The 15,985-nt window shown below is 59.2% G+C and carries 17 protein-coding genes; 13 read left to right on the top strand and 4 right to left on the bottom strand.

From position 1 onward, the window contains the following. Positions 1-70: 70 nt before the first annotated feature. Both IF654_RS14365 and IF654_RS14370 read right to left on the bottom strand, forming a co-directional pair. Positions 71-673, bottom strand: a complete 603-nt coding sequence (locus IF654_RS14365; protein ID WP_047275822.1) for a glutathione S-transferase family protein — start codon at positions 671-673, stop codon at positions 71-73. A gap of 10 nt (positions 674-683) precedes the next feature. Then, entirely contained in the window at positions 684-1,850 is a 1,167-nt protein-coding gene (locus IF654_RS14370; RefSeq protein ID WP_047275823.1) for an aminotransferase-like domain-containing protein, read from the bottom strand. Positions 1,851-1,932: 82 nt separating this feature from the next. Here IF654_RS14370 and IF654_RS14375 point away from each other — a divergent pair, with 82 nt between their 5' ends. The 4 genes from IF654_RS14375 to IF654_RS14390 all read left to right on the top strand — a co-directional run bounded on the left by IF654_RS14375 (position 1,933) and on the right by IF654_RS14390 (position 4,987). Continuing rightward, a complete protein-coding gene (locus tag IF654_RS14375) occupies positions 1,933-2,379 on the top strand; it encodes a MarR family winged helix-turn-helix transcriptional regulator (protein WP_194862289.1) in 447 nt (148 codons plus the stop codon). 189 nt (positions 2,380-2,568) lie between these two features. Further along, a complete protein-coding gene (locus IF654_RS14380; protein WP_194862288.1) occupies positions 2,569-3,918 on the top strand; it encodes an NCS2 family permease in 1,350 nt (449 codons plus the stop codon). 59 nt (positions 3,919-3,977) lie between these two features. Then, positions 3,978-4,604, top strand: coding sequence for a LysE family translocator (locus IF654_RS14385; protein WP_194862287.1), 627 nt, complete (start codon positions 3,978-3,980; stop codon positions 4,602-4,604). A gap of 164 nt (positions 4,605-4,768) precedes the next feature. After that, positions 4,769-4,987, top strand: a complete 219-nt coding sequence (locus IF654_RS14390) for a hypothetical protein (protein ID WP_094987492.1) — start codon at positions 4,769-4,771, stop codon at positions 4,985-4,987. 49 nt (positions 4,988-5,036) lie between these two features. On the opposite strand, the gene uraH is transcribed toward IF654_RS14390, so the two are convergent. Next, positions 5,037-5,390 carry a hydroxyisourate hydrolase gene (gene uraH, locus IF654_RS14395; RefSeq protein WP_047275833.1) on the bottom strand — a complete coding sequence of 118 codons (354 nt, stop codon included), beginning with the start codon at positions 5,388-5,390 and terminating at the stop codon, positions 5,037-5,039. A 409-nt stretch (positions 5,391-5,799) separates the two neighbouring features. On the opposite strand from uraH, the gene puuE reads away from it, so the two are divergent. The 8 genes from puuE (at position 5,800) to IF654_RS14435 (ending at position 13,764) form a co-directional block, all read left to right on the top strand. Next, complete coding sequence (gene puuE, locus IF654_RS14400) at positions 5,800-6,729, top strand: allantoinase PuuE (protein ID WP_047275835.1); 930 nt, start codon at positions 5,800-5,802, stop codon at positions 6,727-6,729. Further along, positions 6,726-7,241 (top strand): 2-oxo-4-hydroxy-4-carboxy-5-ureidoimidazoline decarboxylase, encoded by a 516-nt coding sequence (uraD, locus tag IF654_RS14405; protein WP_047275837.1) that lies wholly within the window; start codon positions 6,726-6,728, stop codon positions 7,239-7,241. The genes puuE and uraD overlap by 4 nt, the downstream gene beginning before the upstream one ends. Before the next feature lie 61 nt (positions 7,242-7,302). Next, positions 7,303-8,298, top strand: a complete 996-nt coding sequence (gene alc / locus IF654_RS14410) for an allantoicase (RefSeq protein WP_047275838.1) — start codon at positions 7,303-7,305, stop codon at positions 8,296-8,298. 84 nt (positions 8,299-8,382) lie between these two features. Next, on the top strand, positions 8,383-8,886 hold the full coding sequence (locus IF654_RS14415; protein WP_047276214.1) for an ureidoglycolate lyase: 504 nt from the start codon (positions 8,383-8,385) through the stop codon (positions 8,884-8,886). A gap of 48 nt (positions 8,887-8,934) precedes the next feature. Further along, a complete protein-coding gene (locus IF654_RS14420) occupies positions 8,935-10,233 on the top strand; it encodes a urate hydroxylase PuuD (RefSeq protein WP_047282772.1) in 1,299 nt (432 codons plus the stop codon). Positions 10,234-10,391: 158 nt separating this feature from the next. Further along, positions 10,392-11,756 carry a nucleobase:cation symporter-2 family protein gene (locus IF654_RS14425; protein ID WP_047275844.1) on the top strand — a complete coding sequence of 455 codons (1,365 nt, stop codon included), beginning with the start codon at positions 10,392-10,394 and terminating at the stop codon, positions 11,754-11,756. Between the two features lie 90 nt (positions 11,757-11,846). Beyond that, positions 11,847-12,632 (top strand): outer membrane protein OmpK, encoded by a 786-nt coding sequence (locus IF654_RS14430; RefSeq protein ID WP_047275846.1) that lies wholly within the window; start codon positions 11,847-11,849, stop codon positions 12,630-12,632. A 346-nt stretch (positions 12,633-12,978) separates the two neighbouring features. Then, positions 12,979-13,764 (top strand): outer membrane protein OmpK, encoded by a 786-nt coding sequence (locus IF654_RS14435; RefSeq protein WP_047275848.1) that lies wholly within the window; start codon positions 12,979-12,981, stop codon positions 13,762-13,764. A 21-nt stretch (positions 13,765-13,785) separates the two neighbouring features. On the opposite strand, the gene IF654_RS14440 is transcribed toward IF654_RS14435, so the two are convergent. Next, the gene (locus IF654_RS14440) at positions 13,786-14,385 is read right to left on the bottom strand and encodes a TetR/AcrR family transcriptional regulator (RefSeq protein WP_047282774.1); all 600 of its coding nucleotides are present in this window, start codon (positions 14,383-14,385) and stop codon (positions 13,786-13,788) included. Between the two features lie 160 nt (positions 14,386-14,545). On the opposite strand from IF654_RS14440, the gene IF654_RS14445 reads away from it, so the two are divergent. Further along, on the top strand, positions 14,546-15,751 hold the full coding sequence (locus tag IF654_RS14445) for an MFS transporter (protein ID WP_047275853.1): 1,206 nt from the start codon (positions 14,546-14,548) through the stop codon (positions 15,749-15,751). The last annotated feature ends 234 nt before the right edge of the window (positions 15,752-15,985 follow it).

The following is a 15,985-nucleotide window of genomic DNA, read 5'->3' on the forward strand; positions in this document are numbered from 1 at the left end:
GCGGGCCTTTGGGGCATCGGCCACAGGCTCAAAAAAACCGGCACATGGCCGGTTTTTCAGTGCGGGCAGTTCAGCCCAGCATCGTTACATGGCGCGGGTGACTGGCCACCCGTTGTAACCAGGCTTGAATGCTCGGGTAACCCGCCAGATCAAACCCGCCCTGATGAGCCACGTGGGTGTAGGCATACAGCGTCACATCAGCAATCGAATAGTGCTCACCCACCAGATACGGGGTGCGGGCCAGTTGCTGCTCCATGACGTCCAGCGCTTTGTACCCGCGCTTTTGCAATTTTCGGTACTCCTCAAGCCGCTCCTGGGGCAGCCCCAGGTAGAACTGAATGAAGCGCGCCACGGCAACATAAGGTTCATGGCTGTACTGCTCGAAAAACTGCCATTGCAGCACTTGGGTGCGCAAACGCGGCTCGGTCGGCAGGAACTCGCTACCGTCCGCCAGGTAGTTGAGGATCGCGTTGGATTCCCACAGGCACGTACCGTCCTCAAGCTCAAGGACAGGCACTTTGCCGTTAGGGTTTTTCGCCAGGAACGCCGGGGTTTCAGTCTCCCCGTTGAGAATGTCCACTGACTGCCATTCGTACTCAAGCCCCAACAGGTGCAGCATCAGCTTGATCTTGTAGCAGTTGCCCGAGTTGTAATCGCCATAAACCTTAAGCATCGCAAACCCTCTAAGCCGCCTGTGCGGCTTGTGCGTGACGAATAACGTTGGCCAGGCGCTTGAGGCCTTCATGCAAACGCTCAGGATCGATGTGGCTGAAGTTCAGGCGCAAGCTGCCGATGTGTTGATCCGGCTCGGCAAAAAACGGTTCGCCCGGCATGAACGCGACATTTTGCTCCAGCGCCGGCTTGAGCAAGGTGCGAGTGTCGAGCGGCTGCTTGAGGGTGAGCCAGAAGAACAAGCCGCCCTGCGGCACGTGCCAGTCGGCCAGGTCCGCGAAGTGCTCTTGCAGCGCAGCCTGAAAGCCATCGCGACGCACGCGGTAAAAGTCACGCAACTCGGCCAGGTGATTGCGCATTTTTTCAGTGCCGATCCACTGCAAGGCCTGCCACTGCCCGACGCGGTTGGTGTGCAGATCCGCCGATTGCTTGAGGCGCAGCAAGTGCGGGAACAAATCAGGGCTGGCGATCAGGAATCCCACGCGCAGACCCGGCAGCAGGGTTTTGGACACCGTACCGGTGTAGATCCAGCTGGCCTTTTTCAGACGGCTGACAATCGGCGTGGCACTGCCGCCGTCGAAATTTAGCTCACGGTACGGTTCGTCTTCAATCAGTGTCACGCCGAACTCATCCAGCAGCGCCGCCACGGCATCCCGCTTGGCTTCGCTGTAGCGCACGGCCGAAGGGTTCTGGAACGTCGGGATCAGGTAGATGAACGCAGGCGAATGTTTTTCCAGCTCACTGCGCAGCGCCGCCAGGTCAGGGCCGTCGGCTTGCAACGGAAAGGTCAGGCACTGGGCGCCGAACAGTTGAAAGATCTGCAAGGCCGCCAAATAGGTCGGCGCTTCGAGCATGATCTCGGTGCCCTTGTCGATGTACAGCTTGGCCGCCAGGTCCAGGGCTTGCTGCGAACCGCTGAGCACCATCACTTGGCTGGCGTCGCACTCAACGCCCAGAGCACGCGCTTCGGCCGCCAGCACTTCACGCAGGGCCGGCTCGCCTTCGCTCATGCCGTATTGGCCCATCGAGGCCGGCATGTCGGTCCAGTCGACTTTGGGTAGCATTGCTTCGGCCGGTAGACCGCCAGCAAACGACATGACTTCCGGACGTTGGGCCGCAGCCAGAATTTCGCGAATCAAAGAACTTTTCAGGCGGGAAACACGTTCGGAGAAGGCCATACAGATCACCGGTAGCGGAAGTAATTGGAAATAAGTCAAACTGCTTGACCGAAATTACGCCGCGCAGCCTAGATACGTCAATATGCTTGACCTTAAAAATCCGATCACTCAGCGTGCCGCCATGCAAGCCTTCTTCTTTGGCTATCAAGCATTTACCGCCAAGGCGGATGAAATGCTGGCCCGCCGCGGGCTCAGCCGGGTGCATCAACGCATCGTATTTTTCATTGCCCATCACCCCGGCGTCAGCGTCAAAGAGCTGCTGACCTTGCTGGGCGTGAGCAAGCAGGCACTGAACACACCCTTGCGCCAATTGATCGACATGAATCTGGTGCGCAGCGTTGCGCCTGAGACCGACAAACGCAAACGCCTGCTGGAGCTAACGCCGGACGGGGTGCGGTTTGAAAGAAACTTGCGCCGTGAGCAAGTCAAACTCTTGCAGCGCGTCTTCGTCCAAGAAGGTGAAGAGGCGGTCAACGGTTGGCTGGCGATCAACCATGCCTTGGGTCAAAGCCGTCAAACCCGGGCCTGAGTCCACCCTGCCCCAACCCTTTTCGATTTAAATCCCGCACAATCCTGAAAACATTATTTGCTTTATTTGTATACAAAAGCATAATTCACCTCACGCACTTTCTTGACTCAATGGTCAGGAAGCTGCGTTTCTTGCGTCATTTGCCTCAACCAGCGCGCTCAAAAACAATAAAAGCCTGAGGAAATCACCGTGGACAGCCCTAAACCAAACGCCCCTGCTCTGGATCTTTCGCCGCCCGCCCAACGTGGCTGGCTGGAGCGCCTGTTCAAGTTGTCGCTGCATGGCACCACCGTCAAAACGGAATTGATCGCTGGGCTGACCACCTTCATCACCATGGCTTACATCATCTTCGTCAACCCGAACATCATGGCCGACGCGGGCATCAACCATGGCGCCGCCTTTGTTGCCACGTGCATTGCCGCCGCCCTGGGCAGCCTGCTGATGGGGCTGTATGCCAACTGGCCTGTCGGCCTTGCGCCCGGTATGGGTTTGAACGCGTTTTTTACCTACACCGTGGTCGGGACGATGGGCTACAGCTGGGAGACCGCGCTGGGTGCCGTTTTCGTTTCAGGCGTGCTTTTTCTGATATTGACCCTGTCGCGTGTCCGCGAATGGTTGCTCAACAGCATTCCCGTCAGCTTGCGTTACGCCATGGGTGCAGGCGTCGGCCTGTTCCTGGGCCTGATCGGCCTGAAAACCTCGGGCATTATTGTCGACAGCCCGGCGACCCTGATTAAACTCGGCTCTTTGCGCGACCCGGCGCCGCTGCTGGCCGCCGTGTGCTTCCTGATGATTGCCGTGCTCAGCTATCACCGCGTGTTTGGCGCCATCCTGATCAGCATCATCGCCGTGACGCTGGCCGGATGGGGCCTGGATCTGGTGCATTACAACGGCATTCTGTCTGCGCCCCCCAGCCTGGCGCCGACCTGGATGGCCATGGACCTCAAAGGTGTGTTCAACATCAGCATGATCAGCGTGGTACTGGCCTTTCTGTTTGTCCACATGTTCGACACCGCAGGCACCTTGATGGGCGTGGCACAACGTGCCGGGCTGGTGAAGGCTGACGGCAAAATCGAAAACCTGTCCCGCGCACTCAAGGCCGACAGCGCGTCCAGCGTATTCGGCGCGGTGGTCGGTGTACCGCCTGTGACCAGCTACGTCGAAAGTGCTGCTGGCGTGGCGGCAGGCGGGCGCACTGGGCTAACCGCCGTGACCGTAGGCGTGTTGTTTGTCGCGGCCATGTTCTTCGCCCCGCTGGCAGGCATGATCCCCGCCTATGCCACAGCCGGGGCCCTGATTTACGTCGCGATGCTGATGGTGGGCGGCATGCAACACATCAACTGGGACGAGCCGACTGACTGCATCCCGGCCATTGTGACGATGATCATGATGCCGCTGACGTTTTCGGTAGCCGATGGCATTGCCTTGGGCTTCATCAGCTACGTGGCACTCAAGGCTGGCACGGGCAAATACCGTAACATTTCCATCAGCCTGTGGGTGCTGTGCGCCATTTTCATCGCCAAGTTTATTTACCTGTAAGCGCGGCGATATCAACCTGCCCCGCCACTGTGCGGGGTGCTTGTGACATGGAGGAAGTGATGAGTCTGGAAACCTGGCTGCTGTTCAGCAGCGCGGCATTGGTGGTAATCCTGATTCCGGGGCCGTTGTCGTTATTAATGATCAGCAACAGTTTGAACTACGGCCTGCGCCGTTCGTACCCGGCTTTTCTGGGCGGTGTATTCGCCTCGATTTGCCTGCTGAGCGCATCGGCGCTGGGGTTGGGCGCACTGCTGCTGGCCTCGGAGCAACTGTTCAGCGCACTCAAGATTGTGGGTGCGCTGTACCTGTTCTACCTCGCGTGGCAAAGCTGGAAGCAATCACGCCAACCCGCGCAAGCAACCACAGTGCCCGAAGCCGCCCCTAAACCGCGCTTTAGCGCACTGTTTGGGCGCGCGTTTGTGCTGGGCGCCAGCAACCCGAAAGACATCTTGTTCTTTGCCGCCTTCCTGCCGCAGTTTCTCAACTCTGACGCACCGTTTCTTAATCAGTTGTTGGTGATGATTGCGACCTGGACCGTCCTCGACTTGCTCTGCAAGCTGGCCTACGGCCTGGGCGCACACGGGGCTGCGGGGTACTTGCGCAGCGGCAAAGGACAAAGCTGGTTCAACCGGGTCAGCGCCGGATTGTTCAGTGTCGCGGGCACTGCATCGCTGTTGAGTCGCTAATCTGTAACGTGCTCCAGACAAGTCAGGAAGCCCGTTTCTGACTTGTTCCCTGATTGCATACGCCCTACACCACATTGAACGTATGCGTCACCAGCCCCTCAGGATCGCCCGCAACGATTCAACTCAGGGCCTACCGGTCAATCGGTTCCTGTCGCACAACGCCCATGAGTGAATATCGACACTGCGAGGAAGGCACGAGTCTGTTTTTCAGCGTGCAATACCACCACAGTGACAACCGTTCACTGCGCATGGGGGAGTACACCGGCGAATTCCCGTTACAAGCCCGCGATAACAAGGCCCCAAACGGGATGCTGCCCATCCGCGTCGTCGTGAGCATTCACGGCAGACGGTTGCCAGGGCCTGATCCCATGGCCGTGAAATAAAAAAAGCCCGCAGTGTGAGCGGGCAAAAAACCACATGCGCAGGGTGAAACTAGCTTCCGCGATACGTGGAATAGCTGTAAGGCGAAATCAATAAAGGTACGTGGTAGTGCGCCTGCTCGGCATTGATGCCAAAGCGCAGTACCACAACATCCAGAAAGGCCGGTTCAGGCAATTGCACACCGCGGGCGCGGTAGTAATCACCCGCACTGAACTGCACCTGATATACCCCGGAGCGGTAATCGTCACCCTCCAGCAGCGGCGCGTCGCAACGACCGTCGCTGTTGGTCAGGGCAGTGGCAACCAGTTCCAACTGTGAACCCTCAACCCGAAACAACTCGACCTTGATCGAGCTGCCAGGGCAACCGTGTGCGGCATCCAAAACGTGAGTGGTCAAACGTCCCATTGATTCTGCGCGCCTGCCGAATCATTGATCGTGCAGGTCTCGCGCCTCCCGGAGTCAGTTGATAAAAAGGACCGCTGCACCCGTGTGGAGCACGATGGGGCGGCAGCGAAGGCATGATTAAGACATTTATCAAAAAAATTGTACACAATTAAAATCACACATTTACGCAGGCCCCGATTCACGTGGCCTCACAGCTATTTCCTGTCAACGACGCCGCTCTTCACGACTTTGTATTCACGCCATGACCGATCAGGCAGGTTTCTTGCTTGTACACTTCGAGCACAATTCATGTTAAAAAAGCAAAAAATCAGGCTTACAAAGTGTTTATTAAGTTGTATACAATCAGGCCATCGCAGTGAAGCCAGATCTGGCCGATCGACTGTCAACACGAATAATAAGGAAGACTGTAGTGAGCGCTGATTACCCACGCGACCTGATCGGTTACGGTCCCAACCCTCCTCACCCGCACTGGCCCAATAACGCCCGTATCGCCCTGTCGTTCGTCCTCAATTACGAAGAAGGCGGCGAGCGCAACATTCTGCACGGTGACAAAGAATCTGAAGCCTTCCTCTCGGAGATGGTCTCGGCGCAACCGCTGCAAGGCGAGCGCAACATGAGCATGGAATCGCTTTACGAATACGGCAGCCGCGTCGGCGTGTGGCGGATTCTCAAGCTGTTCAAGGAATTCGACCTGCCGTTGACGGTATTTGCCGTGGCCATGGCAGCCCAACGTCACCCGCAGGTGATCAAAGCCATGGTTGCGGCCGGCCACGAGATTTGCAGCCACGGCTACCGCTGGATCGACTACCAGTACATGGATGAGGCCCAGGAGCGTGAACACATGCTCGAAGCCATCCGCATCCTGACTGAAATCAGCGGCGAACGTCCGCTGGGCTGGTACACCGGTCGCACCGGCCCCAATACCCGGCGCCTGGTGATGGAAGAAGGCGGATTCCTGTACGACTGCGACACCTATGACGATGACCTGCCGTACTGGGAACCCAACAACCCGACCGGCAAACCGCATCTGGTGATCCCGTACACGCTGGACACCAATGACATGCGCTTCACCCAGGTCCAGGGTTTCAATAACGGCGAGCAGTTCTTTCAATACCTCAAGGACGCCTTCGACGTGCTCTACGCCGAAGGTGCCGAGTCGCCAAAAATGCTGTCCATCGGGCTGCATTGCCGCCTGATCGGTCGCCCTGCCCGCCTGGCCGCCCTCAAACGCTTCATTGAGTACGTCAAAGGCCATGACCACGTGTGGATCACCCGCCGTGTCGACATCGCCCGCCACTGGCAAGCCACTCACCCGTTTACTGCAGAGAATGCCCGATGAGCACCTTCAAGACCCTCACGCCTTCAACCCTGAGCCGCGAAGCATTCGTCGAAGCCTTTGCCGATATTTACGAGCACTCGCCGTGGGTCGCTGAAAAAGCCTACGACCTGGGCCTGGACGCCAGCGTCGATCAGATCGAAAGCCTGCACCAGCGCATGAGTGACATTTTGTTGAGCGCCGATCACGCCAGCCAGCTGGCACTGATCAACGCTCACCCGGACCTGGCCGGCAAAGCAGCCGTCCAGGGCCAACTGACCGAAGCCAGCACCCATGAACAGGCTGGCGCCGGTATTCACCAATGCACGGCCGAAGAGTTCCAACGCTTCACCGAGCTGAACGAGGCCTACAAGGCCAAGTTCAAGTTTCCCTTCATCATGGCGGTAAAAGGCAGCGACCGGCACCAGATCCTCGCCGCGTTCGAAACCCGCATCCATAACCCGGCAGACGCCGAGTTCAGATGCGCGTTGGCAGAAATCAACAAAATAGCCCTGTTCCGATTACTCCAGCTCTAAGCCGAACCGGCACCCGCCGGTCAGGCATCTCCAGCCACTTATTCAAAGGCAGACAAGAAGAATGAAAGCTTACGCCGTACCGTTCGAGAAGTTCGTCAACCTGGCCGACGCCCGCCTGGGTACCAAAATCATCTCCGTGACCGATGATTGGTTTGCCGACGCCAACCGCATGTTCCAGCCGACCCCGGCCGTATGGAAGGAGGGCGTTTTCGATGACAACGGCAAGTGGATGGACGGCTGGGAGTCACGCCGCAAGCGCTTTGAAGGCTACGACAGTGCGGTGATCCGCCTGGGCGTTCCGGGCTCGATCAAAGGCGTTGACATCGACACCTCATTTTTCACCGGCAACTTCCCGCCGTCGGCCTCGCTGGAAGCCTGCTTCCTGGCCGAAGGCGAACCGACCGAGCACACCCAGTGGGTTGAAGTGCTGTCCGCTGTCGAACTGCAAGGCAACAGCCACCACTACCACGAAATCAGCAACGATCAGGCCTTCAGCCACCTGCGCTTCAACATTTACCCGGACGGCGGCGTAGCCCGTCTGCGTGTATACGGCGTGCCGTTCCGCGACTGGTCTTCGATCGGCGACAACGAACAGGTTGACCTGGCAGCTGCCCTCAACGGTGGTCGTGCCCTGGCCTGCTCCGACGAACACTTCGGCCGCATGAGCAACATCCTCAACCCGGGCCGCGGCATCAACATGGGCGATGGCTGGGAAACCGCCCGCCGTCGTACACCGGGCAACGACTGGGTCATCGTGGCGCTGGGCCACCCGGGCGAGATCGAAAAAATCATCGTCGACACCCTGCACTTCAAAGGCAACTACCCGGACAGCTGCTCGATCCAGGGCGCCTACGTCAAAGGCGGCACCGACAGCCAGATCGAAACCCAGAGCCTGTTCTGGCGTGAGCTGCTGCCGAGCCAGAAGATGGAAATGCACGCCGAGCACACCTACAGCGAACAACTGAAGGACCTGGGCCCGATCACCCACATTCGCCTCAACCTGTTCCCGGACGGCGGTGTCAGCCGCCTGCGTGTACTGGGCAAAGTCGCGAAGTAAGGCTGGACCTGTCGTCGCTGCCGCAGCCTGCGGCAGCGACGACACCTGCAACACACCACAGAAACCAGAACAAGAAGACAGACCATGCGCACTTTAACGATTGAACCCTTGAGCAAAGAAGCATTCGCCCCTTTCGGTGACGTGATCGAAACCGACGGCAGCGATCACTTCATGATCAATAACGGTTCGACCATGCGCTTCCATCGTCTGGCCGAAGTTGAAACAGCCACTCCAGAAGACAAGGCGATCATCAGCATTTTCCGCGCCGACGCGCAGGACATGCCGTTCACCGTGCGCATGCTGGAGCGGCATCCGTTGGGCAGCCAGGCTTTTATTCCGCTGCTCGGCCACCCCTTTCTGATCGTGGTCGCGCCAGTTGGCGATGAACCTGTATCAGGCTTGGTCCGCGCCTTCGTCACCAACGGCAGGCAGGGCATTAATTACCATCGCGGCGTCTGGCACCACCCGGTGCTGACGATCGAAAAGCGGGATGACTTCCTGGTGGTTGATCGCAGTGGCACAGGCAATAACTGCGATGAGCATTTCTTTAAAGAGGATGAGCTGCTGATCCTCGCCCCCCACCAATAAGAGAAGGCCCAAACGCTCAAAAAAGAGCGACGGGTAGAGGTAAAGACTGTGGAAGCACATTTGATGGAATGGCTGAATCTGAGCGTGCGCTGGATTCATATGATCACTGGCGTGGCCTGGATCGGTGCGTCGTTTTACTTTGTCTGGCTGGAAAACAACCTCAACCGCGTCAACCCCAAGGACGGCCTGTCGGGCGATCTGTGGGCCATCCACGGCGGCGGTATCTACCACCTCGAAAAATACAAACTGGCACCTCCCTCCATGCCGGAAAACCTGCACTGGTTTAAATGGGAAGCCTACTTCACCTGGATGTCAGGGATCGCCCTGCTCTGCCTGGTGTTTTACTTCAACCCGGCGTTGTACCTGATTGCCCCCGGCAGCACCCTGAGCGGGCCTGAAGCGGTGGCCATCGGTATCGGTTCGTTGATTGCCGGTTGGTTCGTTTACGACTTTCTGTGCGACTCCGCCCTCGGCAAACGCCCGGCGTTGCTCGGTTTTATCCTGTTCGTGCTGCTGGTCGCAGCGGCGTTCGGCCTGAGCAAAGTGTTCAGCGGCCGTGGCGCGTACCTGCATGTGGGCGCCATCATCGGCACCATCATGGTTGGTAACGTGTTCCGCATCATCATGCCCGCTCAACGCGCGCTGGTGGCGGCAATCCAGGAAGGCCGCACCCCTGACCCGGCGCTCCCGGCCAAAGGCTTGCTGCGTTCACGTCACAACAACTACTTCACCTTGCCGGTGCTGTTCATCATGATCAGCAACCACTTCCCGAGCACCTACGGCAGCCAGTACAACTGGTTGATTCTGGCCGGGATCGCCGTATTGGCCGTGCTGGTTCGCCACTACTTCAACACCCGCCACGACAGCCACAAATATGCCTGGACCTTACCGGTCGCTGCATTGGGCATGATCTGCCTGGCCTATGTGACGGGCCCGAACACGGCACCGACCGCACCTGAAACCGCCAAAGTCATCAAGTACCAGCCGATTCCGCAAACCGCTGTCAGCGGGGCCAAGCCCGACGCCAACCCGGCGCCGGTCACCGCACCGGCTGCACCGGCTGCACCGGCAACCCCGGTCGCCACGGTTGACTTCGAAAAAGTGCATGCCGTGATTCAAGAGCGCTGCACCGTGTGTCACTCCTCCAAACCCACCAGCCCACTGTTCAGTGCAGCGCCTGGCGGGGTGATGTTTGACACCGCGCAACAGATCAAGCTGATGGCACCGCGCATTCAGGCACAGGCTGTCGCCAGTCAAATCATGCCGTTGGGCAACATTACGCAAATGACCCAACAAGAGCGTGAACTCATCGGTTCCTGGATCAACACAGGAGCCCAAACTAACTGATCCACACACGTTGTGGCCGCTACCGAAGACTGCGACCTCCCTTGAACAGGAAGCTCGGCCCGATACGTCCTGCAGTCTGTCAGGCCTGTCGCAGTCTTCGGTAGCGGCTACAAAACCACACCACTAGTTCACAACAATAAAAATGACCGAGGTGTTGCATGTCCGATCTAACCGAACCGCGCATACCCGCCGTGACCGCTCCGCCGCCCATGCAGCGGCTACCGCTGTTGCAATTGATTCTGGTGGGTTTGCAGCACGTGTTGCTGATGTACGGTGGCGCCGTTGCCGTGCCCCTGATCATCGGACAAGCCGCTGGCCTGAGTCGTGAGGAAATTGCTTTTCTGATCAACGCCGACCTGCTGGTGGCGGGGATCGCAACCATTGTGCAATCGCTGGGCATCGGCCCGATGGGCATTCGAATGCCCGTGATGATGGGCGCCAGCTTCGCCGCTGTGGGCAGCATGGTGGCCATGGCCGGCATGCCCGGCATCGGCATGACCGGCATCTTCGGGGCCACCATTGCGGCAGGTTTCTTCGGCATGGTCATTGCGCCGTTCATGTCCAAAGTGGTGCGTTTCTTCCCGCCACTGGTGACCGGCACGGTGATTACGTCCATTGGCCTGTCGCTGTTCCCGGTCGCCGTGAACTGGGCCGGTGGCGGCAGTGCCGCTGCGCAGTTCGGTTCACCAGTCTTTCTGTGCATCGCCGCGCTGGTGCTGGGCACCATCTTGCTGATCAACCGTTTCATGCGCGGGTTCTGGGTCAATATTTCCGTGCTGATCGGCATGGCGCTGGGTTATGTATTGTCGGGTGCCATCGGCATGGTCGACCTGACAGGCATTGGCAACGCGCCGTGGTTCCAAGTGGTAACGCCGCTGCATTTCGGCATGCCGGAGTTCCATCTGGCGCCGATCCTCTCCATGTGCCTGGTGGTGGTGATCATTTTCGTCGAGTCCACCGGGATGTTTTTGGCCCTGGGCAAGATTACCGGTCAGGAAGTCACCCCGCGCATGCTGCGCCGCGGCTTGCTGTGTGACGCCGGCGCCTCGTTTATTGCCGGTTTCTTCAACACCTTCACCCACTCCTCCTTTGCGCAAAACATCGGTCTGGTGCAAATGACCGGCGTGCGCTGCCGCTCAGTGACCATCATGGCCGGGGCGTTCCTGATCACCCTGAGCCTGCTGCCCAAAGCAGCCTTTCTGGTGGCCTCGATTCCGCCTGCGGTTCTGGGTGGCGCGGCAATTGCCATGTTCGGCATGGTCGCCGCCACCGGCATCAAGATCCTTCAGGAAGCCGACATCGCTGACCGCCGCAACCAGTTGCTGGTGGCCGTGAGCATCGGCATGGGCCTGATCCCTGTCGTGCGCCCTGAGTTCTTCGCCCACTTGCCACTGTGGATGGGTCCAATCACCCACAGCGGTATCGCCATGGCCGCCGTCAGCGCGGTCTGCCTCAATCTGCTGTTCAACGTGCTGGGCGGGGCCGAACGCGCCGCCTTGAGTGGCCACGTGCACCAGCATTGATGGACTCACCCTCACCCTGCACGCCTCCTGCCGGAGACGCTCAGGGTGAGGGGCTTCAGCTCTGAAAACATAATAAAAAAGGAGTTACCCATGAAGTGCATACACTGGGGCGCTACGCTCGCGGGTGGGTTATTGGCTGCCGGTCAGGCCATGGCCGGGGATCTGTTTCTGTGGCAGACCAACAGCCTCACCTACCTGTATGGCAAGAACTTTGCGATCAACCCGTCCATCCAGCAAACCGTGACCTTTGAACACGCAGACAAATGGAAGTACGGCGATAACTTCCTGTTCGTCGACCGCATCTTTTACAACGGCAAACCCGACCGCAACAAAGGCCCGCACACCTACTACGGCGAATTCAGCCCCCGCCTGTCGTTCGGCAAGATCCTGGACCGCACGCTGGCGTTCGGCCCGATCAAGGACGTGTTGCTGGCCATGACCTATGAGTATGGCGAAGGCGACAGCGAGGCCTACCTGATCGGCCCCGGTTTCGACCTGGCCGTGCCCGGCTTCAACTATTTCACCCTCAACTTCTATCGTCGCCACACCGAAGGCCCACGGCCGGGTACAGGCGTGTGGCAGATCACGCCGTCGTTTTCCTACACCATCCCGGCGGGTCGTTCCAACGTGCTGATCGACGGCTACATGGACTGGGTGGTCGACAACGACCGGAATTCGCGCGGCACCTACCACGCCAACCTGCATTTCAACCCACAGGTCAAATACGACTTGGGCAAGGCGCTGAACATCGGCGAGAAGCAGCTGTATGTCGGGTTCGAGTACAGCTACTGGAAGAACAAATACGGGATTGAAAACAGCAGCCGCCTGGACACCAACCAGAACACGGCCAGTGCATTGGTCAAGTTCCACTTCTAGCGCTTTTTCAGTGCACGTTGCGTCACCGTCCGCCCAACGGCGGTGATGCAACGCTTGAGTACCGCAGGCAGAGCCAGTATTCTGCGCCGCGCTCTGATACGGGCGCTGTTTAGAAGCTGACTTTAAAGCCAACTTAATTCAGTCAGATCAAGTAGTTACGTAACTTAGGACTCAACTGCCCATGGCAGCCGAGGGATCTTCCTTGGCCATTTGTCAGGTGTGGCCCAAGACTTGCTCAGGCTTATAAAGTTGACCGAAGAGCCAACTTTTAAACACGGAACCAAAGTGCCAACATCGAGCACTGCGTTCCATTCACTGCGAAACACTAATTTTTTGGAGCAACCGAATGAAGCGCACACTGACCGGCCTGATGCTCGCGGGGAGCTTGCTGGGCGGGGCCCCGGCCGTTGCTGGCGACCTGTTGCAATGGCAGACCAACAGCCTGACTTACTTGTGGGGCAAGAACTTTCAGGTCAATCCGTCGATTCAACAGACCCTGACCTTCGAACACGCAGACAGCTGGAAGTACGGCGATAACTTCTTCTTCCTCGACCGCATCTTTTATAACGGCAAAGAAGACGGCAACGTCGGCCCGAACACCTATTACGGCGAGTTCACGCCACGGTTGTCCTTCGGCAAAATCTTTGACCAGACGTTTGAGTTCGGCCCCATCAAAGACGTGTTGCTGGCCATGACCTACGAGTTCGGCGAAGGCGACACCGAGGCCTACCTGATCGGCCCGGGCTTCGACCTGAACGTGCCCGGCTTCGATTACTTCCAGTTGAACTTCTACCAGCGCTTCCCCGAAGGCAATCGCCCCGGCAAGGGCGTGTGGCAGATCACCCCGGTGTGGTCCTACACCCTGCCACTGGGCAATTCCGATGTGCTGATCGACGGCTACATGGACTGGGTGGTCGACAACGACCAGAATTCGCGCGGCACCTACCACGCCAACCTGCACTTCAACCCGCAGGTCAAATACGACCTGGGCAAAGCGTTGAACTGGGGCGCCAAGCAGCTGTACGTCGGTATCGAGTACGACTACTGGAAGAACAAGTACGGCATCGAAGACAGCGGTTCATTCAAAACCAATCAGGACACCGCCAGCCTGTTGGTCAAGTACCACTTCTGATGCACGGGCCTCGGCCTGCCGCTACGGCTGAGGCGCCCGCAATACCCCGCGCAACATCAAGTCGAGACTGTCCAGCGCCGCTGTCAGGCGCTGTGGCGGTTGGTGATCGGCGGCGATCCAGAACGATGCATCCATCAACCCGCCCTGAATCAAACGCGCCAGCGCTTCGGGGTCGGTGTCTTGAATCACGTGCGTGTCCATCAGGTCGCGCAACAGGGTCGCCAGCGACGCACTGCACGCCGACTGGCTGCTCTGCAGGTATTCGGAACCCAGCACCGAGGGCGCATCGCGCAACATGATGCGTTGCACCTCGATGTGCGTGGCCATTTCCAGAAACACCCGGCAGCGCCCCCTGAAGCCTTCCCACGCACTGGCCGCCTGCTCAGACACCTGCGCCAGTTGCGCGTCCAGCTCGGCGTCGACCTGCTGCACAACCGCCTGCAACAGCCCCTTCTTGTCCCCAAAGTGGTGATAGAGCGCACCCCGGGTCAACCCTGCCGAGGCCGTCAGTTCATCCATCGACGTTTGCGCGTACCCCACCGAGCCGAAGGCCTGGCGCCCCGCCTCCAGCAACTTGTTGCGGGTTTCTTCTATCATTTGTGCACGCGCTTTGGGCGCCATGTCGGCCTCCTGCATGTTGAGATACGCCGCGTATGTTAATTGACATACGTCACGTATGCGTATATTTCTGCATACGCCGCGTATGTCAGATCCCCGACAGTGCCGCTGCGTGAGGCAGCTCGCACAGGAACACGCGGCTCACTTTTGTTTCGGAGCGTGTATGGCAAACCCTTATCGCGAGATTTTCCGCGCCCCCGGCAGCCTGGCCTTTTGCGCCGCGGGCCTGATCGCACGCATGCCGATTTCCATGACCGGGATCGGCATCATCACGTTGCTGGCGCAATTGCGCGGGTCGTATTGGCTGGCGGGCGCCGTGGCCGCAACTTTCGCCCTGGCCATGGCGTTGATCGCCCCGCAAATTTCCCGCTGGGTAGACCGCTATGGTCAGCGCCGCGTGTTGCCCGGCGTCACCGCGCTGGGCGTCAGTTCGCTGCTGGCCCTGTTGCTGTGCAGCCACCTGGGCACGCCCGACTGGACGCTGTTCGTGTTTGCCGCCCTGTCGGGCTTCATCCCCAGCATGCCGGCCATGGTGCGGGCGCGCTGGACCGAGCTGTACCGCGGCTCGCCCAAACTGCACACGGCCTTTTCGCTGGAGTCGGTGCTCGACGAAGTGAGTTTCATCATTGGGCCGCCGATTTCCGTGGGCCTCTGCGTCGCCGTATTCCCCCAGGCCGGGCCGTTGGCCGCCGCCCTGCTGCTGGCCATCGGCGTGACCACCTTTGTGTTGCAGCGCAGCACCGAGCCGCCGGTTCACCCGCGCAGCACCGAACACGCAGGCACCGTGCTGCGCCAGGGCGCCGTGGTGATTTTGCTGATGGTGCTGCTGGGCATGGGCACCATTGTCGGCACCGTGGACGTGGTCAGCGTCGCCTTCGCCCAACAACAGGGCCAGCCCGCAGCCGCCAGTGTCGTGCTATCGGTGTATGCCTTGGGCTCCTGTGTGGTAGGACTGGTTTTCGGCACGCTCAAACTGAAGATGCCGCTGCCCAAACAGTTCCTGATCGGCGCCCTGGCCACCGCCATTACCGTGGTGCCCCTGATGTGGGTCAGCAGCATCGCCACCCTGGCGGCCGCCATGTTTGTCGCCGGGCTGTTCTTCGCGCCGACGCTGATCACGGCCATGGGGTTGGTGGAAAACATCGTCCCGGCCGCCAAACTCACTGAGGGCCTGACGTGGATGATCACCGGGCTCGGCATTGGTGTGGCGCTGGGCGCCGTGCTGGGTGGCTGGATGATTGACGCCTATGGCGCGCAAGCCGGGTTCCGGGTGTCACTGGGTGCGGGAGGCGGCGTGTTGCTGTTCGCCGCGCTGGGCTATCGCTTGCTCAGCCACAGCACCCTGCCCCGTGGTGCCCGCTTCGCCTGAGACATAACCTGCGTGCCTGCCCCTGAGGCGGCACGGCCACCCAGCAAAGCCACTGTTTTTATATGGCTATTAGGTTTACCCGTAAACGGCCGATACAGAAGGTGCTGTATTTTTTCACCAGACGCTCTGTCTCAAGCCTCGGGAGTACAAACGGATGTTCAATCGCCGATGGCGCCAACGCTGCGCCAACCTTGAAACGCAGCTACATGCGTTAGAGCAGGACAAACAGGCCCT

Origin of the sequence: Pseudomonas lundensis (genome assembly GCF_015377145.2) — a bacterium.
Lineage (GTDB): Bacteria > Pseudomonadota > Gammaproteobacteria > Pseudomonadales > Pseudomonadaceae > Aquipseudomonas > Aquipseudomonas lundensis.

What these genes read in the sequence shown, in the direction of transcription:
- IF654_RS14365 (WP_047275822.1), bottom strand. Translation starts at nt 673, where the DNA reads ATGCTTAAGGTTTATGGCGATTACAACTCGGGCAACTGCTACAAGATC.
- IF654_RS14370 (WP_047275823.1), bottom strand. Translation starts at nt 1,850, where the DNA reads ATGGCCTTCTCCGAACGTGTTTCCCGCCTGAAAAGTTCTTTGATTCGC.
- IF654_RS14375 (WP_194862289.1), top strand. Translation starts at nt 1,933, where the DNA reads ATGCTTGACCTTAAAAATCCGATCACTCAGCGTGCCGCCATGCAAGCC.
- IF654_RS14385 (WP_194862287.1), top strand. Translation starts at nt 3,978, where the DNA reads ATGAGTCTGGAAACCTGGCTGCTGTTCAGCAGCGCGGCATTGGTGGTA.
- IF654_RS14390 (WP_094987492.1), top strand. Translation starts at nt 4,769, where the DNA reads ATGAGTGAATATCGACACTGCGAGGAAGGCACGAGTCTGTTTTTCAGC.
- uraH (WP_047275833.1), bottom strand. Translation starts at nt 5,390, where the DNA reads ATGGGACGTTTGACCACTCACGTTTTGGATGCCGCACACGGTTGCCCT.
- uraD (WP_047275837.1), top strand. Translation starts at nt 6,726, where the DNA reads ATGAGCACCTTCAAGACCCTCACGCCTTCAACCCTGAGCCGCGAAGCA.
- alc (WP_047275838.1), top strand. Translation starts at nt 7,303, where the DNA reads ATGAAAGCTTACGCCGTACCGTTCGAGAAGTTCGTCAACCTGGCCGAC.
- IF654_RS14415 (WP_047276214.1), top strand. Translation starts at nt 8,383, where the DNA reads ATGCGCACTTTAACGATTGAACCCTTGAGCAAAGAAGCATTCGCCCCT.
- IF654_RS14425 (WP_047275844.1), top strand. Translation starts at nt 10,392, where the DNA reads ATGTCCGATCTAACCGAACCGCGCATACCCGCCGTGACCGCTCCGCCG.
- IF654_RS14430 (WP_047275846.1), top strand. Translation starts at nt 11,847, where the DNA reads ATGAAGTGCATACACTGGGGCGCTACGCTCGCGGGTGGGTTATTGGCT.
- IF654_RS14435 (WP_047275848.1), top strand. Translation starts at nt 12,979, where the DNA reads ATGAAGCGCACACTGACCGGCCTGATGCTCGCGGGGAGCTTGCTGGGC.
- IF654_RS14440 (WP_047282774.1), bottom strand. Translation starts at nt 14,385, where the DNA reads ATGGCGCCCAAAGCGCGTGCACAAATGATAGAAGAAACCCGCAACAAG.
- IF654_RS14445 (WP_047275853.1), top strand. Translation starts at nt 14,546, where the DNA reads ATGGCAAACCCTTATCGCGAGATTTTCCGCGCCCCCGGCAGCCTGGCC.